Genomic DNA, 23,874 nt, shown 5'->3' with positions numbered 1-23,874 from the left:
GGCTTGAGACTGTGGGTTAGAGATCACCCGCGAAAAGCCAAGCAGATCATGAAGAACACGCAGGAATACCTCCCAGGTTGGTATGAGCGAGCCATCTCGTGACGGTTTCATTAGCCATACGTGGATGGCCAGAGGCAAGTCTCCTGCGACAGTTTTTATTCCCTAGCGCTTGCCAGCCCTGATGGAGATCTGAGCGGTTACGACAGTTTTGCGTTTCCTCAGCCCGGGGCTGAGCATCGCGAAATTCGCAGCGCCCCGGCGACAGCTTTAACTCTCTGAATCCAGTCTGATTACTGTCTCATGGCTGTATTCCATATTCAGTCCAAATGCAGCTTCCGACCCACCCTCCCGGGCTGCTCCACTTGAATGGGCTCCAAGCGATCAGTCATTGTTATCGCAACCGGATCACGCCCATTTGCAGTTTCTTGAAGCTGCCCTACTGAGGACGGTAACGGTGAAGGCGTTGTTTCAGCGCTCGCTTCTCGCGCCACAGTTTGCCCAGAGTTTCCTGAAAAAATGTACACAATGGCCGCCAACAGAAACATCGGGGCCATGACCATTGGCAGGAACTTCATCAACTCGTCCAGACTATCTGCCATGTTTTGTAAACCAGGCGCGGCAAGCGCAATCCCCGGGGAAACCCCAAGCGCCACAAGTAAGGTCATTCGATAGTGTTTTCCGCGCATGGGGCATCTCCGAAACGTGATGCCTCATTCTCCAATCAGCGCGAATTGCGAGGGCCCCAATTAGACCTCCATAAAGGGGCGAACCTGAGGCCCTCCCCCACCAGATTATTACGGCAGAGGGTGCACCCCGCGCTTGCCGTGACGCGGGCCATTCACACCTTAGGTGATTACGCAGAAGCTTTTTCAGGAGCGCTTGGAACATGTGCGGCGATGGATGCCTTTAGGTTATCCCTCACAAAGGCAATCGCTTCCTGCGCAACGACTGGCCGAGCCTCCATCCAGAAGCCAACGGCGGACGGACTTCGCTGAGGGTTGTCACGGCACTTGGAACCACGAAGCAGTAGTGCTACGTCCCCTTGCAGGGAATACCAAGAGTAATTTTGCTTCTCCACATCAACCCAGTAACTCGCGCAGGGCACTTGGAACATCAACTCCAGAACCTTTAGCACCACGGTGGCCAAAGGATCACTCGACGCCTGCAGATGGCTCATCAGCGGGCCAAGCGTACGCAGACGTTCGATTCGAACTCGATTGCCCCAACTGATCAAGCCGGGCGTACGCCCCTGTAGCTTGGGGAGCTCAAGCTTATGGAATCCTTTGCCCTGGAAGGCCAACCAATCTTTAACTTTCTGACCGCACGCACCGCACAAGGTGGCCCGGGCGTAGTTCAGATCACTGCGTAAACCACTTTTATTCCTGTAGTGATACGAGAAAACATCGGAGTGAGCGCATACCCGCTCTGTAAGAGCGCCATGATGTTTGACGGCCATAGGTTCACCACTGATTGCGATTGTGAACCCAGTGTCACTCAACTTTTTAAAGTGCAAGGGGGGGCATTTTGTTGCTTTGAATCGGCCGGTGGAGAGTACTGGTCCACGGCCTTTTCAATACCACCCAGCCCCCTTAGATGGCCTCAAAGAGCGAATACCAGGCGAAAAAAAACCCGCCGAAGCGGGTTTTTACTTGTGGATCCTAGAAATCCCAGCGTACGCGACCCAGCACCGTTTGACCGTCGAAGTCAGTCTTGGTCTGGTAGGTGTAGCTCGCACCCACTGTTACCGCACCGATGCGATAATTGGCACCAAGGGTCGCTTCGTAGCTGTCACGAACAGGCGAAGCACCTGTGGTTACAAATGGGCTACCGCCCAGGACGAATGCCGACGTCGAGGATACTTTGTCACCGATGAAGTCGTGCCAAGCCATCACGGTCGCCTCAGGTTCAATACTCCCCATACCCAGCGGGAAATCGCCTGCAACACGAACCCCCGCCCCTGCCTCACCAACCTCAAAGCGCTGGCCACCGACTTGCAGTGCGGCCGACGATCCGTGCTCAGTGAAGCCGTCAATCTTCACATTGGTGTAGCGGGCACCAGCGCGAGGCTCGACAACCAGATTGTCGAAATGGAAATCATAGCCGCCCAGGACACTCGCCCCCAGCAGGTCGGAGTCATAGCTACCCTTGGCTTGAGTCCCCACGATAAAGCGCTTGGAGTCGTTGTCGTTCTTACCGGCAGTCATGCTCCCGTCCACGAACCAGTTACCAAGCTGGTAGCTGCCATAGAGGGTGAATGCAGAGCCCTGCACTTCCGTCTTATCGCCGCTGTCGCTGGTCACGTTGGTGTTCAGGTAGCTGAACGCAGCACCGATCGTGGTTTGATCGTTGATCTTGCCGTCAGCGCCAATCGCAATACCAGCACTGTTGGACTGGAACCCATCAACACCACCCCGGCTGTTCTGGTCCGAGTTATTGGAAAGAGCCTGAGCCCAGACACCGGTTTCCTTCAGCACATCACCCGACGACAGGCCGGTGCGCAAGCTGCTCACGCGGTTGCTTACTGCCCCACCAACAATGGTTTGGCCTGAGAGCGCAGCCACAGTGCTCCCACCGTTAACCTCTGGGGTCAACTGCTTGGCGATCTTCAGCACTTCCTCGCGGGTTTGCGCGTTGCTCAACGCCTGGAACACCGGGTCGGTTGGCTGCAACTGGCTGAGGATGCTGTTTTTCATGGCCAGAATGGCGCCAGTGGTACCATTGAAAACACTGTCGTTGCCATGCGGGGAACCGCCGTCACCGCCGCCATTGTCAGTGCCACCGTCCGGATCTTCGATGTCGCCGATCTCATCGTCAGTCTTTGCCTGAACGACTGCTTTAACAGTCTTGCCGTCCACGGCGAACTGCTTGACGTTCAACAGATAGGAACTGCTGGACACGGACACGCCGCTATCGGCGATAGAGCCTGCTTTCACCAGGACGTACTCGACGCCTTCTTTTGTCGGCGTAAAGTCAAAAGGCTTTGCCGAAACCGTCACCGCCGAACCCGCGTCGAAGGTTGCTGTACCCGAGACGTCGAGGTAAGCAGTGTTCGGGTCAGTGTCGGTGGCGAGCATCAGATCCATCGCCGATCCGCCTGCCAGGTGCAAATCGCCCTTCAAACTACTTTGAGACGTCCGCAGGTACAGGCGAGCATTGCTGCCGACGTTCAGCGAGCCAGCCTCGATGGACTTTGCAGTGACAATGGAGGACGTGTTCTCCAGGACATTCAATTGGCTAAGGCCAAGGATGTCGCCGGTTACCGATCCACCACCCAGGTTCAGGGTCGTGTGATCACCACCATCAATGGCCGCGATGCTGCCCAGAATGGTGCCTCGACCGGTATTGTTAATTACCAGATCAGACGAGCCGGTGTTGAGGATGCCAACGCCAGATGAGGAAATGGTGGAAGTATTTTGAATGACCGCGGTGCCAAGGTTGCCGTCGGTGTAACCCTGAACGTTGTCGACATAGATGGCGGTCACACTCCGGTCCGGGACGCCTTGTGCGCCTACGGCGTTAATCACACCAGTGTTGACCAGCGGGCCGAACGTCGAGTTTTCGAGCACAGCGCTTCTGGCGCCAGCACCACTGGCGTAAAGGAGGCCAGAGTTGGTAATGCCGCCCTTTACATCTGCCCCTGCCAATTGAAGAGCAATGGACTGTTCGCCGCTGACGGAAATCACTCGGCTGTTGGTTACGGATCCGCCAATCTGATTCTGGCCGTCATTGACGATCCCCAACCCCACAACCGTGTGACCGCTGCCGTAGATTTCATTGGTGTTTGCAATGTTGCCGTCGATGTCCGAGTTTTTCACCAGAATCCCGTATGTGGCCGGGGTCCCTACAGGGAAGACGCGACCGGTTACGGTGATTGTGCCTGCGTTAGACAAGGAGCCGTTGACAGTGCTGGTGTCGATCAACATCCCGATGCTGTTTGGACCGTTGGTTTGAATCTGCCCGGCATTGAGCACATCGCCGTCAACAAGCGCATGATTCAGCGCGAACGAAACACCTCCGTCGGCAAATGCCCGCAAGATGCCTTGGTTGGTGATGGATTTTGTGTCGGTGCCGTTGACTTCGATCAGACGCACCGGATCACCGTTGATGTCCACAAGCGTCAAACCACCGGTGATGGTCAGGTCTTCAGCGACACTGGTATTCCACACTTTTGGTCCGGCATTGGCCTCATAGCTTTCAGCATTGGCGAAGCTGGCCGAGGTCGCTACGGCGATTGCCAGCAAGGAGAGCGGAAGCGAGATACGGTTCATCGTGAGTCCTTGAATGTGCGTTATTTTTTCACGCTGGAAAGGTGAGTGCAGATTCAGAATACCGACGCTTCGTAAACTGCAACCCCCCCATTCGACCCACTTACTTGAACCATCTGAAAGGCCCTCGTTCGGTGTTTTCTTATCGCCCACCCCAGCGTTCTACCCCGGCATTTTTCCGCCCCATGAAATACTTCGACGCGCCTGAAGCGGAGCAAATAAAGAAAAACCCGGCATGGCCGGGTTAAGTGATCAGTGCAGAGTGCAGGTATTGTCAGAAGTCCGCCAAATGCCGTCACGACTTGGTTGGCCTCCACAGCGCAAACAAACTCAACAACCTTTTCATGGCCCCGGGTTTCGGATCAGGCTTAGCAACAACAGGCGCCAGCGTCGCACGATATGCCGCCAGCAAAGCACTATCTCGACGCAGCATGCGAAGTACAGTCTGATTCGCATCAGGAGTCTCCTGACTCAGTGAGTAACCGTAGGTCTCGCTGATGAACTTCGACACAGCTGCACTACGAGAGCGCCCCGCCTGGCAGTTCACAACAATGTCCAATCCGGTAGCGGTCAGCCGGCCGATGGATTCGCGAAGACGATCGGCCTGCGGGATCAGAAAATAGTCGCGGAACAAATGCTCAAATTTGGTCCCAAACATCGCCATTTTTTCTTCGTCGAAATCTCCATCGACGAAGTAATGAAATTCAACACTCTGCCAATGGCTGGCCTCCACTAGGGCTTGATCGTCCTCACCGTCAGAAATGGACAGCAAATGCACTTGGCCTGACGGCCGATACCGTTGCGCGTCAATTCGTGACATGAACTGCACTGTGGGCATACGTTCTCCTTCAGGATTTTCCTGCGCTTTATAGCCAGTCAGCTAAGGATCGCAGGGTGGTTGCATTCCTTGGGTTGAGTTCGGCCCTCTTACAGTCGCCAATTCCAGACTGCCCGGCGCAGTGATTGCAAAAACGCTCAAGTACCGCGGAGATATGGACGGGGACACTCGGCGCCCCGAACTCACGCACTCCCAGGAAAGATCACGGCGGGAACGCTGCGCTCCCGGTGCAATCACGACAGAGGCCGTAGGAGCCTAGACAAAGCCGGGAAGCAGATGCTGGTGACCAACAGCACACGTCGCCCCTGACTTGCAGTTCGAAGGGTCCATGGGAAATTCGGATCACCCTATTCCGAAGACAGGAGCTAAAGATGAATCCCTCCCCCACACGAAGCAAAGAAACCGTGCCCGATGCAGCTTTTCACCTCGATGGAAGTAACAACACGGCTCTGGCTCCAAGCACAGCCCAAAGAATCTACAAGCGAATCCCCTTCTCCCGCCAACCAACACTGGGGTGCTACAACTCAACGCGTGAAGAGTGGCAAGGTGCATACCGAGAAGCACGACAGCGTGCACGCAAAGCGCAGCTGCCGGACGCCACTCAGAGCGGCATTGAGTGGAAGGCCCAACTCATAGTCACCTATGAGCGGGGCTTGTACGTCGATCGCCTGCAGTCACCGGTTAGCGATCGCTTGGCTGAAAAGCAGCTGATTGATGAAATTGTCGGGGAATAGATCCGGCGCAGAGGGCAGTTGGCACCATTAGGAGTTTCACAGCGCCGATTGCCCGGTTCTATCCGATCCACAGCTCGCTCACCGCGGCCCTGCCTAAGGGCACAGGTAGGGGCGAGAATGGCGGGCAATTCCGATCAGGAGACCGGAGCAAGTCCTTTAAAGGCCTCCTCGCAGCGCTTGTTGAGCAGATCCAGCAATGCTTCGGCATCGTTCGCGGCGTCGACACAATCGCGCTCTAACGCCTTGCCAAGGGCTTCCTTGAGCCAGTTGCTGGCGACTGGCGAGTTGAGTACCTCACGAATCTCGTGGTCGATATGTGTGCTCATCCTTCCCCCTCATTGGTCGTGCGCTTTTTGGTTCCGCTAAATTTCCCATAAGCACCGATCCGGCAAGCCTCCATTCACGCCTAAATAGGGTCCCAACCCCGTCGCTGACGAGATGAATCGATCCCCTCCATACTTTGCGGTCGGATGACACGCATTGAAGCTCGACGACATCCGCGTCTCAAACTCCCCGCAAAAAGATTCTTTCCGATTGGCTACTGCCACCCTCCAACCACACGGCGGGATCAGCCAGGTGATCCCCACAAGCGCAGGTTTGACCCGGATTTGTAGCCGGATTGAGGCCTTGCAGTTTAGCGATCGTGAGTACTCTCGAATCATGAAAGGCACAAACGCCGAACCAGATCCCTCATAGGAATGAGAACATGACCGAACACGTCGCCACCCTTAAAGACTCCGATATCCCGGCCAGCGAGTACTCCCTCGATTTCGTGCTCGGCTCCATCAAGGGCGCTCTCGAACGTGGGATGAGCGCCAAGGCGCGCGACCTCTGGATGCCATCGGTAAAAGAGATCGACAAGATCCACGTGATGGATGGTCTGAACGTCCGCGTCAACGACGCCGACTTGCAGGCCCATGTCCGCAAAATTGCTGACAGCATGAAGGTCAACGGCTTCAAAACTTCCAAGCCCCTTGAGGTCTTTGTCGTCGAAAAAGAGGACGGAAGTTCGGTTTGCTATCTGGCCGACGGTCATTGCCGACTGGCAGCATTGCGCATCGCGCTGGCCGAAGGCGCAAAAATCCTGAACATTCCGATCGTCACGCTGCCCACCAAAGGCATTGGCTTGCAGGACATCATTGCTGGCCTGTACACCAGCAACACCGGCAAGCCACTGACGACATTTGAAACCGCACTGGTGTGCAAACGCTTGGCCGGCTTCAACTGGACTTCGGCACAAATCGGAGAAAAGCTGGGTTTCGGCGCTGAGTACGTGGATCAATTGCTCGAAGTTGTTAGTGCTCCAATCAGCATTGTGACGATGATCCAGCAGGGCGAGTGCTCAGTCGGCCTCGCTCTGGACATGCTGCGCAAGCACCGTGGCGGCGCCGTAGAGGTGCTCAAGCAAGGTTTGGAAAGCGCCAAGCGAGCCGGCAAAAAGAGCGTCACGAAAAGCTTCATTGCCGGCGCCAGCCTGGAGAAGGTCGTTAAAAAGCAGGCGAAGCCTTTGTACGACGCTGCCAAGAAAGTGATCGCAGACCCAGGTTTTAAGGGCTTGAGCCCTGAGAACCAGACCTTGATGCAGGCGCTGCTCGACGAAATCAGCAACAAGGAAAAAAAGGCTGACGAAAAAGCCAAAGCCATGGAAGCAAAGGCTGCTGCCGAAGATGGCGAAGCTGCAGCGTAAAGCAAGCTCAACCGGCCCCGTCGGGGGCCCGAAATGCTCTGAATCCCCCGTGCCTCTCCTTTCCCATCGATGCCGCCGTTGAAGGCTTGCATATCCCAGCTTCGTGAGAGCCTTCCTTCAACGCAACTGCAGGAATGCCCTCATGTCTGATCCGCTGAACACCCAGCTAACCAACCGCCGCCCGCTCGAGGATTTTGAGCGCGTAGAGAAATTCCAATCTCTTCAGGCCGGCCAATACTGGCGCGCAATTGCAGCGATTCCGCAAAAGGCAATCGCCCTCGATTCGGTTCTGCTACTGCAGTCAATCAAGTGGGTCGATAACGCCGCGCACACCATTGTCATGCGCGCGCACCCGTCAATATTCGGCACTCGCGAGGAAATTGAAATCCCTCAGCCCGATGGCACAGTTCGCAGGTCCTATGTGAGCCATGGCACATATGACTTCTTGCTGAAGGACTTCCTGCTCCAGTTCGAGTACGAACCCGACGCCGATACAATTCGTGCCGACGAAACCGCCCGCATACACAGCACGATCCAGCAGCTGCAATCAGAACTGATCGTAGCGCAGTCAAACCCGGACATTCTTGCACGTGTGGTCGAGGATCAGCTGCGAGAAAAATCCGAAGCCGCGAGTGAGTCAGATACAGCAGGCGGGGCCCTGGTGCTCTACGACCACTCAGTACGACAAGAGATGTCTCAGCTGGCAACCGGCAGCATTGCCAATGCCTTGGGCAGCGGCATCACGTCCGAGAAGGTACAGGCAATGAAAGCAGTCGCTGAGCGCGAGTACCAGGTGGCCACCATCCAGTCACAGTGGATTCAGGGCAAGACAGCCGAAATTACTACCGTGGTCAAAAAGCTCACCCCCTTTTTTGAAGAGAAGGCCGCGGCATCACTGGCCAAGACGGAGGATATCCGTTCGTATGTCGCCAACCTGATCGAGGGCATCGAGTCCCTAGACCTATATGTCGGAAAATCGGTCGCGGTGCAGACCATCCGCACCGGCAAGCCGGCCGATCCATCCCAGCCGCTGAGTTTTGCTCAGAAGAAATTGATGATGGACGAGGAGTTGGCCGTTTGGGCAGAGGTCGACGAAGACTTTGATTTCACCAAGGAAGAGCTGTTTTTTGACGCCCTGCGAAATCACGATGATCTGGTCAATCAGATTTTCCCGACTGAGCGTTGCGTTCTAGTGATGGCAACTACCCGGCGCGACCTTGATTACGGTGATCGCTGGACCAATCAAGCCAAGAACGATGAGAACCGCAAAGTTTTCCTGATGGTTCGCAATGGCGAAAATGTTCATCGTGTGTTCAGTCCCGTCGAAAGTCATTTAGGCACCGGCCGGCTCTTCCCGTCTCGGGATGACCAAGACCGGATTTTTCGTGGCGTAGACGGATCACAGATCAAATTTGAGGACGTGGCCTACACGGCTCATCTGTCCAGCCATGCACGCTACGCCTTGCACTACAAACGATTCCTGCTGCTGATGTGCGGCCTAGACCACCGAGAGAAATTGTTCGGTGAGTTTTACCCAGGGCCGGAATCGCTGCACTTTGTAACCTTGGACTTCCAGGAGAAGTTCTGCCGCTTTATTCATGACGATGACGGTGAAGGCCTGATCGAGACCACCCCTCGCCAGCCGGTTGCAGAATGGATCAAAGAAAAAAACGCTTACCTCTGCTCTGGTAGCAGGGTCCTGTGCTTGTGGCACGAGCTCATGAATCCCGACACTGCCCCTAGCGCATGTAAGGAACGGCCTGGAGACCATTTTGATCGAGTCTTCAGCCCCTCAAACCCGATAAACCTCAAAATTGCCGCAAGGGTTGCCGATTCGCTCTGCGTGAAAGTTGAGGTGAGCGGTGGCTACGGCTCTAGAGCCCGCAGGTTTGCCTGCAACGTGAATCTCACCTCCTTTGACCGTCGTACCTGGGCATCAGACAGCCTTGCCTTCCTGTGTCTCGATACGGTCGAACCTGAAGAGCTGCGGTGGTACATCCACAACCGTGAGGCTCGCTACAGCCACCTACAGTTCATTCGCTTCTTCAAGCTGGCGCTCGCCCACCTCGAGCAAGAGCGAGCAAGTGAGCAGGATGCCCGTAATCGGATGCTACAGGCCCTTTCCGATGGGACCATTGCCCACGGCGAAGAAGCGCGAGGAATCATCAGTCAAACCGTAATTGCATGGCGTGCAGCAAACCGTGGCAAGCCACTCCCGCAGTTTGTGGATGGCAAGGCCCCCGCGGCGTGGAAAGGCCTCCTCGACCAGATGTACGCACTGGCCGGGAACGGTAAACGCCAGGCCCAAGAGATTGAAGCCTTCGTTCGTCAGTTGGGCTACCAGCCACTAAGGATTGCCCTGACAGGCAACAGCAAATTCGTCGCCTACGCTGCTCCAAAAGACAACGAGCTTGATAATCGACTCGAGCCTCATGCGTGGGTGAATCGCATGGTCTTCGAGCACAGCAAGGGCGTACTGGTAGAAAAGAGCCGGCGTTGGGTCATCCTGCGCCAAGTTGATGCCGCCGAGACGTCCCTACAGGAGTGGAGCGAGATCAATGAGTGGTTGCGAACCTCTGTTTTTAATTCCTACGAGCTCAAGCAAGAGGTTTTGGATGAGGTCGTTGGCCACGCCGGCGAGCTCAAGGCCCTTCTTAGGGGGCAAGATGCGGCATCGCACCGGGTACTGCTCGAGGATTGGTTCGAACTTCGCAGCGAAATGAGTGAAGAAACCAGCATCGTTGCAAGCCCCAACCTGGTGATTCCTGTAGGCGCCTACCTCTATCCCAGCACCAGGAACGTAAACTATATCGGCGCTTGTATTTCAAACCCGTATGGGTGGCTGTACCACAATGCCCCGGATGACAATACCCGAGCTGAAATGCGCCGCCGGTTCATTCGAGCATTTGTCGACAAGGAATATGCGGCCTCACATCATGACCAGCTGATAGCCAACAAATCCCCATGGGGCCTCGCTCAATTATCAGCGGAACACCGACATGAGGGCATGAAACCTCTATCCGGGGCTTATATGAGACCTATGGGCGGTTCTCATCCTGATCCGCGCCTGGCGACTGCGTACGCGAACTGGATGCGCCGAGATGGCAGAGGTTCTCAGGCTTGGCTTGCAGATGGTTGCGTCGATGAAAACGGGAATCTTCAGCTGGATTCGTTGCTTGGCGTGTCACTGCCAGATGACTACGATCCGCGCGATGTGCTTGAAGTGCATGCGTCAACAGCCGATGGCAAGGAAGTACCGTTCGGTAGGTGGTTGGAAATCATTCCTGCAGGTTCTGATTACACGGCAATCAACCGCAATGTTGCAGGGGCAAGTGGTTACTCGTTCACCACCTTACACTGCGCCTCCCACGCCGAAGCGCGGGAGTTGGTTCAAAGTAAGGCCAGGGCTGAGGGAGTTGAAGTCAAACCAGCAGAATTGATTGAGGGAGCGCCTCTACCTGGCAAAGGCTGTGAGCGGTGGATCATTCTTAAGTGATGGGTAGTTGATAACCCTGGTCAGATGAGGGTCTCGCTACCCTTGCTCACGGTAGCTTCTATCGTAGCTGCCATGGCCATGGGGTGGGGCCGAAAGGTTTTTGGAGATGAAACGACCGAGGAAATATTAGCGCTGTGGTAACGCGTGAACGCGGCTGAGGCGCGAATACCTCGCCCCGGCGCAGGACCTATCCGCCGCCATAGGTGCGCTGGGCCGCACTGGTAGTGCCTTCAAGACAATGGTTGATACAGGTCGACCAAAACCGGAAGGGGTGACCTGTGCGGAAGACGCTCACCAGGTGACTGAGCGGTGATTGACCATTCGCGGCCTTTTACCAAAAGAGGGATGATACTCCCCAAATTTTCACGGCGATCATCGCGCGATAAAGCCAGCAGACTTGCGGCCACCTCACCCAACTATTACGTAATACCATCTTACGGACGCAGGCAACTATGACAGTGACACAGCTAACTACCGCCCCAACCGAGACCGATCTAGAAGCAGAAATCCATGCGTCCATAAGGCTGGCCTTTCCCCTTATGCCAGCTCACGCCATTCGCCATCAAATCCAGTTTCAATTCAAGTTTGGCCATGCTGCAATCAAGGTTGACGGTTCAAAACCCACATCCGCTAGATCGCGGGCCGACGTCCTGCTGTACGTTGAGGACAAGCCGCTGGCGGTGCTAGAGCTCAAAAGGATGAGCGAAGAGCTCCAGCCCGATGATGGTCAACAAGGTCTTTCGTATGCTCGTGCGCTTAATCCAACTCCACCATTGGTGGTGGTCAGCAACGGAATCGAAACGCGTTACCTTGAAACCCACACCGGATGTGTATGGGTAGCGGTCGACAAGGATGCGCAGGCATTTACCGCCTTGATGGACAGCGCCTCAAAAGCAGCCAGGGCAGACCTTAAGCTCGCAATTCAGACTCTCATGGGCACAAATTCTTCCGTCTGGATGCAGGCGGTACTGCATGCCTCCAGTGCGAACATGGAGGAACTGACGGGCGACATTGAGGACACTGATCAGCCTTTCGGCCGAAACTTTCTTATTCCGAGGCAAGCGACATCAGTGGTCGTCGACTTCCTGATGAATAATCAGAAACTCGTTTTGCTCGAGGGGTCGTCACTGGTAGGCAAAAGTAACGTTTTGCGTGAGTTATGCGAGCTGACGGCCGCCAATGAGGTTGGAGCGACTCTCTACATAGAAACCGATACAGGAAGCAGCATTCTTCAGTGCATCGCGGATGCTTTAGAAAGTCACCTGAACTGGCCGGTTACGGTGGAAGAGGCCCGTTATTGGTTGAAACAGGTGTCAGACGCCAATGGCCCCGACCTGATTCTGGCAATCGATGGGCTCAACAGTGACGATAGAGTCGTCCGAAAGGAGATTGAGGACCTCTCGAGTACTAAGTTTGGAAAACATTTAAAGCTGGTGGTGGCACTGGATACAACAGTGGCAAGCAGAATTGTGATCACAAATGGCCGCAACAAATCGCCAATCGGACGCAGAGCGGTGCGTGTTGAAGTAGAGCCGCTGGATAACTATGAATTCCCTCGTGCCGTACAGACCTTGCTCGATAATCGCCTTGTGCTCATGCAGGGGGCGTTTTACACGCCGGATTACCGTCATCCATGGATACTCCGGTCCGTAGCCGCATTGGCGCTGTCGGGCCTTGAAGGTGAAACCCAGGAAACCTTTCTGGCCATCCTGCCAATGCTCAACACCGACCTTATCCAATACGCTCGTGATCGATTTGAGAACATCGATCTTCGTCGTGGCTTCGCAAAAGTCGCTCAAGCCATGATTATTGAATCGAGCGACGCCGCGCGACACCCGACTCTAATTGTCGAATGCAATCGCACATTTGGGATCCGTCGTGCCACGTTGTTGCAGGTGCTGAGCTCTGAGGAATTGAATTTACTTGAGGAAGCGGGTTACCTGAAAGGCGCAATTCATGAGGTTACGGAAGAGCAAATCAGTTACGTACGACAGCCAGCACTTCTCGCCAGCGAGATTGCCAGGGTCATCAAATCCGAAATCCGTAGTCGATCAGAAGAGAATCCTGAGGATGCGGCCACTTGGCTGACTGACGCAGCATCTCGCTTGCCACTTGGGGATGTGATTGCAGCACATGCACTGCTCGAGGCATCAACGGAAGATGAGGGGTTGCCGGTCGGCGTTATGCTTAAACTCCTCACTACAAAACCCCAAAGCAAATCACCGAAGCCAGGCACGACGTACGCTGGCTTACATCCAGGCATTGGCCATATAAAATTTCGTGTCGTTGACGAAACGGTTATTGATCTTTTTATAAAGGGAGTGCCAAAAAGACTTGAACTTGGCGAACCTTTAGGGCGGTTATTCGAGGATGTAACCCCTTGGCAAATTCTTTCTCATGTGTGTGGTGCGCGAACCGAAGTCATGGATGACAGTGGCAACCTGGTCAGGTTAGAACAACCGTTTCTTTTAGAGATCGCCTCAGCGAGTTTCCCGTTGCTCTCATCCCACCCAATGATCACCGGGCAGCTGCCGCATCACGATCTACCTAATGGTGGCTCTGTTGTCTGCCATGACGTTGGTATTGTTGAACCAATCACGCAATCGCTTTTATCGTACCTTAGGGAGGACCTAAACGACTCCAAGGCTTTGGTTGAGTGGGCGTTGACCAGAAAGTCCACCGCCTTACTTGCCCGACTCCACATAGCGCTACTTGAGATTGCTCGAATGACAGACCCTAACTTCGCTGCGTGGGCTCAGGCGACCCTGACTAACCAGATTGTTCCAGAGCTTAAAGAATTGCTGCAATGCAGCGAACAGCACCTGCTTGACATGGGATAGCAGGAGCAAGCAAGGCATCTTTCTAATTCATGGGCAAAAAAAAGCCCGGACAAATGCCGGGCCTTTACTTTTTCCATTTCTCGGTTAAGTGCAGCGACAGCAGTTCTGCACTTCATGAGCAACAGGTACCTATAAGTGGAGGAATGGCATTAAGCCAACGAGAAACCCCATTATGCCAAGGACGCCACCCATCACGCCGAGCCGAGTTGAGAGCCGAATACCAAGATCAGGATGGCTCCAAAACCACTGGTAGACCTCAAAGGTCGACGCCCGTCTGATTTCCAGGTCGACGTCAGTTTTGAATCTGATACCGAGCACATCGACAGCATCGTAATCCAAGGCAACAGCACGCTTGGTAATCGAGATGCCCCCTGGTGTACCCATTGCATACCGAAGAACCCGTGACCCATTTTGTGGATTACAGATGACCACCGCTTCCCGCCGGAAAAACCTTTCACGGTCCAACCGCTTGGAATCGATGTTGCTGTTGTGCAGGCGGACGATGGAGTGTTGCAGACCACAGTCCTCGGGCAGAAGCTGAACGACCGTTTCTATTTTCATCGTCACACCAGCCTTCCGGTGAGACCGGAAATTGCGTGGTGCCCAAGGATGACCGTAGGCGTATAGCGGTAGTGAAACCAAACGACCTCTCCGGTGGCGGCTTCGAAAATCCAGCCTCCTGCCGACTCACGGTGAGCGCGTGCAGCCTCAATGGTTTCAAAGCCGGAAAAAGTTGGTTCTTGCGACATAGTGTGTACCTCCAAATTAGCTTTGCAGGCACACCCACCCTACCGGGAGAGTATGCCCGGTAGGCGAAGAACCCGGGCAGAATTGCCGGGAGATTGAGACGAGAATCAGGTCCTAAATAGACCAAGAATTCCCAACGATACGAAGTGCTGGCAGACGGGCCAGCTTCCCATTTGGGCGCAGTTCATTCTGCAGGCCAAAATCAGAATCTAAGGTAGCTTTGGGGCCGGTCAAAAACAAGCGCTCCAAGCGAGAAGGCTTACTCAGTCAGGCCCCCATAGCCTTACTCGTCGTCGTCGAAGTTATAGCTACCCGGTGCCAGGTTTTCGAATCGCGTGTACTTACCGATAAAGGCCAGGCGGATAAAGCCGATCGGCCCGTTCCGCTGCTTGCCGATGATGATCTCGGCAATACCCTTGTGTTCGGTTTCCGGGTGATACACCTCGTCGCGGTACACGAACATGATCACGTCGGCGTCCTGCTCGATCGCTCCGGATTCCCGCAAGTCGGAGTTTACCGGGCGCTTGTTCGGCCGTTGTTCCAGGGAACGGTTGAGCTGGGACAACGCCACCACCGGGCAGTTGAATTCCTTGGCCAGGGCTTTCAGGGATCGGGAGATCTCGGAAATCTCGTTGGTCCGGTTGTCACCGCTGGAACCCGGAATCTGCATCAACTGCAGGTAGTCGATCATGATCAGGCCGACTTCGCCGTGCTCACGCACCAGTCGCCGGGTCCGGGCACGCATTTCCGACGGGCTGATGCCGGCGGTATCGTCGATGAACAGCTTGCGGTCGTTGAGCAGGTTGACCGCCGAGGTCAGTCGCGGCCAGTCGTCGTCTTCAAGCTGACCGGAACGGACCTTGGTCTGATCGATACGGCCGAGGGACGACAACATACGCATGATCAGCGATTCGCCTGGCATCTCCAGCGAGTAAACCAGAACAGCCTTCTCGCTGCGCAACACGGCGTTTTCCACCAGGTTCATCGCAAAGGTGGTTTTACCCATGGACGGACGGCCGGCGACGATGATCAAGTCGGACGGCTGTAAGCCGCTGGTCTTCTCGTCGAGGTCGGTATAGCCCGTGGACAGGCCGGTAATGGCGTTGTCGGTGTTGAACAGTGTGTCGATACGGTCGATGGCTTTGGTCAGCAGATCATTCACACCCACCGGGCCACCGGTTTTTGGCCGGGCCTCGGCGATCTGGAAGATCTGGCGCTCAGCCTCGTCAAGAATCTCGGCGGCTGTACGGCCTTCCGGATTGAACGCGCTGTCGGCGATTTCGGTGCTGATACCGATCAACTGGCGCAATGTCGCCCGCTCGCGAACGATTTGCGCATAAGCCTTGATGTTGGCGACCGATGGCGTGTTTTTCGCCAGTTCGCCGAGGTAGCCGAGGCCACCAACCTGTGACGTCTGACCTTCCTTGTCCAGTTGCTCAGACAGGGTCACGACGTCGATCGGCGAGTTCTGATCGGCCAGCTTGGCGATCGCACGGAAAATCAGGCGATGATCATGACGGTAGAAATCGCCGTCGGATACTTGATCGAGCACGCGTTCCCAAGCGTTGTTGTCCAGCATCAGACCACCGAGAACAGCCTGTTCAGCCTCGATGGAGTGCGGTGGGACCTTGAGAGCGGCAGTTTGTAGATCGTATTGCTCAGGAGCGGATATTTCGTTCATGGGCTCGTTTTATCTTCATCTGGTGAAATGAAAACCCGTTGCCGCCGGCCCCGGTCGAATTTGCACTGGGGTTGGCTGCTATTGACTGCACGCAATTGACCCCAGAGAGGGCCTACGCGTCAATCAGTGAATTAGATGCGGGACATCACCCGGCCCACTTCGCAGCCGGCAACGAGCGCCACGGGACGCCTGTCCCTTGGGCACGCAGAGCCAAAATTGTTTCACACTTCAAAATTCTGCAAGCGCCTCGCTGATCAGGTACTCCCATTTCCACTGGTGTGGTACCCCATACCTCGTGTTGTCGGGCATGCACGCCGGCGTGTAAGATCGTGTCTCCTTACAGCCACCGGCTGTCCCTTCGGGGCAGGTCAAGCTGGACCTGGGTTCGCCGAACAGAGCACATCAATCCACCCACCGGGGTTCCAAGCCCCTGTCGGGACCTGGAACCTCAAAACGCATGAGGTCTCCATGGAAATTTTCCTTTGGTTTATCGCGATGATCTGGGGCTCTTACCAGTACGAGCCGACATTCCTGCTGCTGCTCGCTTTTATCTGCCTGGCCATCACCTTTGTTCTGTCACGTCTCTTGTGGCGCTGTACAAAACGGTCTAAAGCCAATCTCTGAGATCCCGGACTAAAACCAGGTACTCGTAGAGTCATTGAATCCTTCGCAGTGATCCCTTAGGGCAAAACACTTCGATGTGTTGTTTGTCATCGCGTAAAGCTCAGCTGCCTGCGCTTCGTGAAAAAAACTTAACCGCCAGTGGGGCTATGTCCCTGCGGGGCGTCGCCTCACTCCCCTGTAGGAGCGAGAAAATGCAAGATCCCATTATTGTCTGCGGCCAAACCATTGGCGTGGATTCGTATCTCGGCACATCTGAACAAGCAGAAATTGTGACTCACGCTTTGATTTGTTTCGGTCACGTGCTGAAGGACGGATCAGCCCAGGTCAAGCGGGTCAGTTTCGATGGCTTCGCTGATCGGATCGAACAGTGCTACTCCCTCACCCCGCGTACGACAGCAGTGGTAAGGACTTTGCGCTCGGTTCAGCAGCTGCAAAACTAGATTGTTCCTAAAAAAAAACCGGCGCATATGCCGGTTTTTTATTGCACAAAATTCAGGTCTGGCCGTTGGCTACCCCTTCTGCTCCAAAAGGAGCTCAATGTCACCATTTGCCGCGAGGCCCAGGGCGCGTCGAATCAACAAGTGCTTGCGGTCGGTAAAGTGGTTTACGAAGCCAAGCTTCAGCATGCTGCAAGCGGTCGCAAGGCCGACGACGAACCCACCAACCAGGAGTGACGTGTAGACGCCAACAACCAACAGACCCGCTGCGTTTTCCGACAGTAACTCGTTAAACCGCCCAGGCGAATCGATCGCGAATAACGTCGCGCCCGCGACCAGGAGCAAGGGGGCAAATTGTACGGTAGTTGCCAGGCCGCGCAGAATGCAGCCGGCGACGTTAAGGCACTGACTCAAATACAGGCGCTTGTCACGCTTGGCTTCCTGCTCAAAGGCCTCAACCTGTTGAACTTCCAATTCGCCAACCGAAACCCCATTCATGCTTACCACCCATTTATCCGGTGTCTTCTCCACAACTCATTCCTCATTCCGAGCTTCCGGTCGGGGCGGGACGCATAGCGCCACTTCGAAATGCCAGGTCGTGCGAAGCCATATGCCCCGTCCAACTGGCAACGTCATTTGCTGGTCAATGGCCAGATTCAAGAGGCTCACTCCCGTGGATACCCCGGAGCTCGCCCCTCTCCAATCAGATAGAAATGGTCTCACCTGATTAAAATGCGCAGTGTTCAATCCGCCCCAGATTGCAGGGACGAACTTGCACTGTGGCGAGCAGAGTTAGGGTTTGCTTTGGGATAACGATTCGAAGTCGTGGAAATGAGGAACGCCCAACCCAGATCTTGAAGGTTGAAACCGACCTCGCGAGCCTTCAAGTAGAGGAAGCGCAGTGTTAAGCGGCTACTTCTTGCGGGGTTTGCGCCGTGATTGCTTGTAGTTGTCAACGGTAGCGACTTGAGGCACATGGACGCGCCCAACCCGCGGCGATACCGGCGGGGTCTTGCGCCCCATCTCCAGCTCACTGAACTCGTGAGTCCCGGTCTTCAGATTTTCGAATCGGCTGTACTTTCCAACAAAGGCCAGCCTACAGAACCCGGTAGCGCCTTCTCGTTGTTTGCCAATGATGATTTCGGCAGTGCCCTTGTACTTCGAGTCGGGGTAATACGCCTCGTCGCGGTACACGAACATGATCACATCCGCGTCCTGTTCGATGGCGCCGGACTCGCGTAAGTCCGAATTGAGGGGGCGCTTATCCGGTCGCGACTCGAGGCTGCGGTTAAGTTGTGACAGCGCAACCACCGGGCAGCCGAACTCTTTGGCCAACGCCTTCAGGGAACGTGAGATCTCAGAGATTTCATTGGTCCGGTTTTTCCCGCTTGAACCAGGGATCCTCATCAACTGCAGATAATCCACCATGATCAAGCCGATCTCACCGTGCGCTCTGAAGATTCGCCGTGTCTCGGCCCGCATCTCCGACGGGCTCACACCGGAGGAGTCGTCGATGAAAAATCGGTTAGGCTGGTTGAGCAGGTCGGCGGCCTTAACCAGCTTCGGCCAATCCGTATCCTGCAGTTGACCATTGTTAACCTTGGTCAGATCTATCCCGCCTATCGAGGCAATCATCCGGTTGATCAAGGAGATCCCGGGCATCTCAAGGGAGTAGACAATAACCACCTTGTCGGTCTTAAGCACCGCATTCTCAACGATGTTCATCGCAAAGGTGGTTTTACCCATGGAGGGGCGGCCCGCGACGATGACCAGGTCAGCGGGTTGCAGAGAATCGACAATTTTGTCCAGATCATCGAACCCCGTGCGCAACCCAGCTACTTGGCCCTTTGCGCGCGCCTCAATCTTTTCACGGCCTTTGACCAGGAGTTCGTTGACACCAACGGGGCCGCCCTCTTTGGGCTGCTTTCCGGCGACCAGAAGAATCTTCCGCTCGGCCTCTTCAACGAGGTCTGACGCCGACCTACCCTCCGGATATAGAGCGTGGGCTTGGATGTCCTCGCATGTGGCGATTATTTCCCGCAGCTTTGCTCGCTCTCTGATGACGCTCGCATAGGTTTTTGCATTCGCGCTGGACCAAGTGCTCTTGGCCAGCTCCGTGATGTAGTCGAGGTCAGGTGAGCTCTCAAGCAACCCTTCCAGCACCAACTGGTCTCGAACCGTCACCACGTCGAATGGATGCCCACGTTCTGCCAGCAAACTGATGACGCGAAAAATATGACGGTGATCGCTGAAGTAGAAATCACCTTCCGACACCACGTCCGAAAGTTGTTCCCATACCAAGTTCTCAAGCAGCAGTCCGCCCAGAACGGCTTGTTCCGCTTCCAGAGAATATGGGGCCTGCCGAAGCGCTTCGCTCAGCGAGTCATCCGGCAACGTGGTGGGAGGATTGTTCAAGGGCACCTGCAACGGTCTGGAGGCAGGGTACCCGGCCTCAGTTCTTAACTTCCGATTAACACCGAAAGCTGCTCGCGATTTTGCCACAGTTGAGAGATCTGCAAGCATTTGACGATCCTCGTCCGCTGATCCGTCGACATCCGGACACTGAGCATCGCAAAGCATCGAGCATCATTTTCGTGGATTGGGTCAGCGTTTAGGGGCCAATTAGGGCCCTATCAGACGCTCCCTGGGGCATCCTCACCCCAATTTTCAGACCCCGACAGAGGCAACATATGACTCAACCTATAGAGGTGCTCGACACACTGGTACGCGACCTGGTCCGTGAACAACGAAGCCGGCGCCGCTTCAAGTACGTGATGTGGTTGGGCACCCTAGCTGTCGTCTCGACCACACTGGCAGTCGAGCACTTCACTGCAGACGGTGCTGATGCCAAAGAAATCACGGCACGGGTCGATGTCAGCGGTCCCATCGCCGAGGGCGAAGCCGCCAGCGCTGAGGCTCTGAAGAAAAGCATTGGCCAGGCCTTCGCCGATGCGCGCACTAAAGCCGTCGTGCTGAAGATCAACAGTCCAGGTGGAAGCCCGGTGCAGGCGGGCTATGTGTATGACGAGATCAAGCGCCAGCGCGGCTTGCACACCAATATCAAAGTCTTTGCAGTGATTACCGACCTGGGGGCTTCAGGCGCGTACTACATCGCCAGCGCCGCCGACGAGATCTACGCGGACAAGGCCAGCCTGGTCGGCTCCATCGGCGTCACCGCTGCAAGCTTTGGCTACGTCGGTGTGATGGAAAAATTGGGGGTCGAACGCCGGGCCTACACCGCTGGCGAGCACAAAGCCTTTTTGGACCCATTTCAACCCAGGAACGCTGACGAAACCGCCTTCTGGGGCGAGGTCCTGAGAACAACCCACAATCAATTTATCGAGGCGGTCAAAGCCGGCCGCGGCGACAGGCTGAAGTCAGCGGACCACCCGGAGCTTTTTTCGGGGCTCATCTGGTCGGGCCAGCAGGCAAAGCAGCTTGGTCTTATCGATAAGTTGGGTGATGTGGACTATGTGGCGCGTGAGGTCGTAGGCGCAAGCAAGGTTGTCGATTTCTCAACTAAGGACAACCCGTTCGACCGATTCGCCAAGCGGATCGGTACATCTGCGGCTCAGGAACTCTCGATGTCCCTCGGTTTCTCCGGGCAAAGCCTTCGCTAACAACCACTGACCCCGCGCCAACCGAATCAAGGAACAACCAATGCAATCACCAAGTGAAGATTTAGAGAAACGCTACACAAAATGGCTCATGGCCTATCGCGCAACTCAGGGACTGCTCATCGCCCATGTAGGTCTCTTTTTCTCCAACTTCTTTACCGAATGGAAATCAGCCTACCAATTCGTATATGGCGCAACTATTTGGCCAGCAATTGGTATCGCGCTGGTGCTCACGCTGATTCTGTCTAAAGCATTTCACGCTGCGCATTTTTATCATGCGCTTCTTGCCGAGAACGACAGCCGACCATAGGAAATTACCGCTGCACACAACTCCGCTCAAAGTTCTGGCTTGTGTGCAGCTGCTTAGATGTCTGCGCGTGGAGATAAGCCGTTAGGCCGGTTCATGATCTGGAGTTAGAGCCTTCTCAAGCACCATGTTACCCACGTATTACCCCTTGTTCACAGCCAGTTTCAGACCCTGTTCGGACTCTGGTGACCTCTGCACCAGGGCAAGGATTCCTTCTACCTCCTCCCCTAGAATTTCTTCCTTCTCATTTAATGACTCTGCGATTTGGAGTAGCGCCGGCATAATCTCCACCAGCATTTTTTCACAGGCACAATCAGCGGCTTCAAGCAGCCGGTTGGCTGACTTAACCATTTGCTCTGCTGAGAGCGGGATACTCGCAGCACGCAGAGCACGTGCGCTAGCCATCTGCCCCATGCCGGCCATGCCGAACTCAGCCGCCATCGCGATTGCAATCTCAGTTGCCCGATGGAGATCGTCAGCAGCGCCACTCGATTCATCACCCAGTACAATCCGCTCTGCAACCCTACCCGCCAGGAGCATCTGCATCTCTCGCTCCAGCTGAGTCCTGGTTACCAAACGACGATCTTCTGCGGGAGTAACAAGAGTGACTCCTAGGGCTTGACCACGGGGTAACAGCGATACCTTTTCAAGTTGCCCTAATCCAAGCAGCACATTAGCGACCGCATGTCCCGCCTCGTGGATCGAAACGCGCCTGCGCACTTCGTCAGTCATGGCATAGGCTCCAACCCGTACCTCTCCAATTCGGTGAGTCTCGATAGCCTGCAGCAGGTGCTCCTGCGTGATCGTCCTGGACCCTGCCCGCACCGAACGTACAGCAGCTAGGTTCACCACAGCAGCGATCGCTGCCGGGGTAAGACCGATGCAACGCCGTGATACATCATCAAGATTCATCAGACCGAGATTGTTCAACTTGCCGGTGTACAGCTCCAAGAGTTCAAGGCGCTCGTCATTATTTGGCGGGGCAATTTCTACTATTCGGTCGAAACGACCTTCCCGCAGCATGGCTGGGTCGACTGAGCCGATGAAGTTGGTTGCACCAATTACGTAGATCCCCTCGGTGCTACTAAATCCGTCCATCTCGACAAGCATGCGGTTGATGATCCGGTTGTTCTCGGTAGCTACGGCGTCTCCGCCCTGCGTACGCTTTCCAATTCCGTCCATCTCGTCAATGAAGACGATGCATGGAGTATTCCTTCGAGCAGTATTGAAAAGCTGTCGCACGGTCATAACGCCCTGGCCCACAATCGACTTCGTGAAGTCGCTCCCGGTTGCAGAGATGAAATTCATTCCACATTCTGTGGCCAGAGCTTTGGCCAACTGGGTCTTACCAACACCGGGAGGGCCGACAAGTAAAACGCCCTTTGGTGGACGGGCGCCAGCATCCCGGTAAGCTCGACGCATCTCGCTAGCCTGGATTATGTCGAGCAGAGCTTCTTTAGCACCATGGCAGCCAACCACGTCGTTAAACGTAAGATCAGTACCGCCTCTGTGCACATCGAATGGCAGCAGTGTTTTTAACAGTGGGATGACCATGTAGGCGATCAGTCCAACTAGCAACGTGTTGAATACGATCCCTACGAGCCTTCCAAGGTCAAAGCCCGATAGTGGTACCGAGGTCAAAGGAAAGGGCGCTGAACCTTCCTTCGCGTATTCATTCACTAGACGCTCGCTAACCAGGCCCTTGGCATCGCTCACCGAGTAGCGTTGACCTGCCTGAGTCTTCACATAGACTCGTGTTTGCCCGAGCACTACGCCTTCAACTTTGCCATCCTGCAGATCAGCAAAAAGTTGGGATACAGGCTGAGTCTCTTTTTGCCACTTATGTCCTTGTTCATCCAATTCTACGAGTAACGCCTGTGTTGAGCCTGGGGCAGGTTCATTCGGCGCCTGATAGACCGACCACGCCTTCAACGAAAGCGCCACCACAATGACCGCAACGGAGATGACCGTGCGTTTGAACCATTGCCTGCGCCAAAGGCGCCAGAATTCATTTATCACAAGTTGCTCCAGAGATATATGTGCGTTCCGCAATGGTTCCATACCTCGCTGGAACCAAATGCGGCTATCCGCCCCATTGAACGGGGGCAGATTTATCACAAATCCTGGTAGCTCAAGGTCTGCGCGGGTGCCTGACTTGTATGGCGACTCGCGAGCATCTAGTGACCCTACACGCTAGCAACGTCCACTGACCGGCGCCTGCGAAGAAACAGCATCGCCTCCGGGAGGAGCGGGAGGAGCAGCAAAGTCCCCAACCCTACGAACAGAGCAACCTCCGTGGGCTTACCACCGGCGACCCGTGACTTTGCATAAGCGAGTGGGTACTTGCCCTGTTCCAACTCCACAGCCAACCCTGTTTCACTTACAACTTCCCAAGTGAGGCGCAGAGTTCCTTGTAACGCTCCTCGGAATTTGCAGCGAGCATTCTCCACTGGAAGATTGAGTGCTTGGCAAACCCGGCATTTTTCAAGGTAGTTGTCGCGTCAACCGTCTAACTATGCCGCCATTTTCTCGTTCTGTTGCTCTCGATCCGGGTTCAACAACACGGTGCCGATCGGTTCCCAGTTACGCGTCCGGCCTGAC

The 23,874-nt window shown here is 55.2% G+C and carries 19 protein-coding genes; 8 read left to right on the top strand and 11 right to left on the bottom strand.

Translation table 11 applies throughout. From position 1 onward, the window contains the following. Positions 1-317: 317 nt before the first annotated feature. The 4 genes from QMX98_RS11380 to QMX98_RS11365 form a co-directional block, all read right to left on the bottom strand. Positions 318-686, bottom strand: a complete 369-nt coding sequence (locus QMX98_RS11380; RefSeq protein ID WP_200617415.1) for a hypothetical protein — start codon at positions 684-686, stop codon at positions 318-320. 167 nt (positions 687-853) lie between these two features. Further along, complete coding sequence (locus QMX98_RS11375; protein WP_156320503.1) at positions 854-1,456, bottom strand: hypothetical protein; 603 nt, start codon at positions 1,454-1,456, stop codon at positions 854-856. 202 nt (positions 1,457-1,658) lie between these two features. After that, positions 1,659-4,268 carry an autotransporter outer membrane beta-barrel domain-containing protein gene (locus tag QMX98_RS11370; RefSeq protein ID WP_200617414.1) on the bottom strand — a complete coding sequence of 870 codons (2,610 nt, stop codon included), beginning with the start codon at positions 4,266-4,268 and terminating at the stop codon, positions 1,659-1,661. Positions 4,269-4,560: 292 nt separating this feature from the next. Further along, a complete protein-coding gene (locus QMX98_RS11365) occupies positions 4,561-5,103 on the bottom strand; it encodes a hypothetical protein (protein WP_200617413.1) in 543 nt (180 codons plus the stop codon). A gap of 371 nt (positions 5,104-5,474) precedes the next feature. Between QMX98_RS11365 and QMX98_RS11360 the strand changes: the two genes are divergently transcribed. Beyond that, on the top strand, positions 5,475-5,837 hold the full coding sequence (locus QMX98_RS11360) for a hypothetical protein (protein ID WP_234451895.1): 363 nt from the start codon (positions 5,475-5,477) through the stop codon (positions 5,835-5,837). Positions 5,838-5,971: 134 nt separating this feature from the next. Here the strand turns inward: QMX98_RS11360 and QMX98_RS11355 are convergent, their stop codons facing one another. Then, positions 5,972-6,163 carry a hypothetical protein gene (locus QMX98_RS11355; RefSeq protein WP_050682403.1) on the bottom strand — a complete coding sequence of 64 codons (192 nt, stop codon included), beginning with the start codon at positions 6,161-6,163 and terminating at the stop codon, positions 5,972-5,974. Positions 6,164-6,543: 380 nt separating this feature from the next. Here QMX98_RS11355 and QMX98_RS11350 point away from each other — a divergent pair, with 380 nt between their 5' ends. From QMX98_RS11350 to QMX98_RS11340, 3 genes are all read left to right on the top strand, one after another. After that, positions 6,544-7,524 (top strand): hypothetical protein, encoded by a 981-nt coding sequence (locus QMX98_RS11350; protein WP_200617412.1) that lies wholly within the window; start codon positions 6,544-6,546, stop codon positions 7,522-7,524. Between the two features lie 142 nt (positions 7,525-7,666). Continuing rightward, on the top strand, positions 7,667-11,020 hold the full coding sequence (locus QMX98_RS11345; protein ID WP_200617410.1) for a hypothetical protein: 3,354 nt from the start codon (positions 7,667-7,669) through the stop codon (positions 11,018-11,020). Positions 11,021-11,472: 452 nt separating this feature from the next. Then, a complete protein-coding gene (locus QMX98_RS11340) occupies positions 11,473-13,860 on the top strand; it encodes a type I restriction endonuclease (RefSeq protein ID WP_200617408.1) in 2,388 nt (795 codons plus the stop codon). Between the two features lie 129 nt (positions 13,861-13,989). Here the strand turns inward: QMX98_RS11340 and QMX98_RS11335 are convergent, their stop codons facing one another. The 3 genes from QMX98_RS11335 to dnaB (QMX98_RS11325) form a co-directional block, all read right to left on the bottom strand. After that, the gene (locus QMX98_RS11335) at positions 13,990-14,421 is read right to left on the bottom strand and encodes a hypothetical protein (RefSeq protein WP_200617406.1); all 432 of its coding nucleotides are present in this window, start codon (positions 14,419-14,421) and stop codon (positions 13,990-13,992) included. 2 nt (positions 14,422-14,423) lie between these two features. Then, on the bottom strand, positions 14,424-14,609 hold the full coding sequence (locus tag QMX98_RS11330) for a hypothetical protein (protein ID WP_200617405.1): 186 nt from the start codon (positions 14,607-14,609) through the stop codon (positions 14,424-14,426). Positions 14,610-14,890: 281 nt separating this feature from the next. Beyond that, positions 14,891-16,288: a replicative DNA helicase gene (gene dnaB, locus QMX98_RS11325; RefSeq protein ID WP_200617404.1), complete on the bottom strand. Its 1,398-nt coding sequence runs from the start codon at positions 16,286-16,288 to the stop codon at positions 14,891-14,893. A gap of 468 nt (positions 16,289-16,756) precedes the next feature. On the opposite strand from dnaB (QMX98_RS11325), the gene QMX98_RS11320 reads away from it, so the two are divergent. Next, a complete protein-coding gene (locus tag QMX98_RS11320) occupies positions 16,757-16,912 on the top strand; it encodes a hypothetical protein (protein ID WP_200617402.1) in 156 nt (51 codons plus the stop codon). Positions 16,913-17,103: 191 nt separating this feature from the next. Further along, positions 17,104-17,352 carry a hypothetical protein gene (locus tag QMX98_RS11315; RefSeq protein WP_200617401.1) on the top strand — a complete coding sequence of 83 codons (249 nt, stop codon included), beginning with the start codon at positions 17,104-17,106 and terminating at the stop codon, positions 17,350-17,352. 69 nt (positions 17,353-17,421) lie between these two features. On the opposite strand, the gene QMX98_RS11310 is transcribed toward QMX98_RS11315, so the two are convergent. Then, positions 17,422-17,880, bottom strand: coding sequence for a hypothetical protein (locus QMX98_RS11310; protein ID WP_200617400.1), 459 nt, complete (start codon positions 17,878-17,880; stop codon positions 17,422-17,424). Between the two features lie 381 nt (positions 17,881-18,261). Next, complete coding sequence (gene dnaB, locus QMX98_RS11305) at positions 18,262-19,764, bottom strand: replicative DNA helicase (RefSeq protein ID WP_234451898.1); 1,503 nt, start codon at positions 19,762-19,764, stop codon at positions 18,262-18,264. 275 nt (positions 19,765-20,039) lie between these two features. Between dnaB (QMX98_RS11305) and QMX98_RS11300 the strand changes: the two genes are divergently transcribed. Both QMX98_RS11300 and QMX98_RS11295 read left to right on the top strand, forming a co-directional pair. Then, positions 20,040-20,969, top strand: a complete 930-nt coding sequence (locus QMX98_RS11300; RefSeq protein ID WP_200617746.1) for a S49 family peptidase — start codon at positions 20,040-20,042, stop codon at positions 20,967-20,969. Between the two features lie 40 nt (positions 20,970-21,009). Beyond that, positions 21,010-21,276 (top strand): hypothetical protein, encoded by a 267-nt coding sequence (locus tag QMX98_RS11295; protein WP_200617749.1) that lies wholly within the window; start codon positions 21,010-21,012, stop codon positions 21,274-21,276. Positions 21,277-21,414: 138 nt separating this feature from the next. On the opposite strand, the gene QMX98_RS11290 is transcribed toward QMX98_RS11295, so the two are convergent. Further along, entirely contained in the window at positions 21,415-23,292 is a 1,878-nt protein-coding gene (locus tag QMX98_RS11290) for an AAA family ATPase (protein ID WP_200617753.1), read from the bottom strand. Positions 23,293-23,874 lie beyond the last annotated feature (582 nt).

Origin of the sequence: Pseudomonas sp. PS02303 (assembly GCF_029959925.1) — a bacterium.
GTDB lineage: Bacteria > Pseudomonadota > Gammaproteobacteria > Pseudomonadales > Pseudomonadaceae > Aquipseudomonas > Aquipseudomonas mandelii.
Note: the sequence above shows the minus strand (reverse complement) of the source record. Positions and strands in the feature narration are given on the sequence as shown.

What these genes read in the sequence shown, in the direction of transcription:
- QMX98_RS11355 (WP_050682403.1), bottom strand. Translation starts at nt 6,163, where the DNA reads ATGAGCACACATATCGACCACGAGATTCGTGAGGTACTCAACTCGCCA.
- QMX98_RS11330 (WP_200617405.1), bottom strand. Translation starts at nt 14,609, where the DNA reads ATGTCGCAAGAACCAACTTTTTCCGGCTTTGAAACCATTGAGGCTGCA.
- QMX98_RS11350 (WP_200617412.1), top strand. Translation starts at nt 6,544, where the DNA reads ATGACCGAACACGTCGCCACCCTTAAAGACTCCGATATCCCGGCCAGC.
- QMX98_RS11300 (WP_200617746.1), top strand. Translation starts at nt 20,040, where the DNA reads ATGACTCAACCTATAGAGGTGCTCGACACACTGGTACGCGACCTGGTC.
- QMX98_RS11335 (WP_200617406.1), bottom strand. Translation starts at nt 14,421, where the DNA reads ATGAAAATAGAAACGGTCGTTCAGCTTCTGCCCGAGGACTGTGGTCTG.
- QMX98_RS11295 (WP_200617749.1), top strand. Translation starts at nt 21,010, where the DNA reads ATGCAATCACCAAGTGAAGATTTAGAGAAACGCTACACAAAATGGCTC.
- QMX98_RS11315 (WP_200617401.1), top strand. Translation starts at nt 17,104, where the DNA reads ATGCAAGATCCCATTATTGTCTGCGGCCAAACCATTGGCGTGGATTCG.
- QMX98_RS11360 (WP_234451895.1), top strand. Translation starts at nt 5,475, where the DNA reads ATGAATCCCTCCCCCACACGAAGCAAAGAAACCGTGCCCGATGCAGCT.
- QMX98_RS11345 (WP_200617410.1), top strand. Translation starts at nt 7,667, where the DNA reads ATGTCTGATCCGCTGAACACCCAGCTAACCAACCGCCGCCCGCTCGAG.
- QMX98_RS11380 (WP_200617415.1), bottom strand. Translation starts at nt 686, where the DNA reads ATGCGCGGAAAACACTATCGAATGACCTTACTTGTGGCGCTTGGGGTT.
- QMX98_RS11340 (WP_200617408.1), top strand. Translation starts at nt 11,473, where the DNA reads ATGACAGTGACACAGCTAACTACCGCCCCAACCGAGACCGATCTAGAA.
- QMX98_RS11375 (WP_156320503.1), bottom strand. Translation starts at nt 1,456, where the DNA reads ATGGCCGTCAAACATCATGGCGCTCTTACAGAGCGGGTATGCGCTCAC.
- QMX98_RS11365 (WP_200617413.1), bottom strand. Translation starts at nt 5,103, where the DNA reads ATGCCCACAGTGCAGTTCATGTCACGAATTGACGCGCAACGGTATCGG.
- QMX98_RS11320 (WP_200617402.1), top strand. Translation starts at nt 16,757, where the DNA reads ATGGAAATTTTCCTTTGGTTTATCGCGATGATCTGGGGCTCTTACCAG.
- dnaB (WP_200617404.1), bottom strand. Translation starts at nt 16,288, where the DNA reads ATGAACGAAATATCCGCTCCTGAGCAATACGATCTACAAACTGCCGCT.
- QMX98_RS11370 (WP_200617414.1), bottom strand. Translation starts at nt 4,268, where the DNA reads ATGAACCGTATCTCGCTTCCGCTCTCCTTGCTGGCAATCGCCGTAGCG.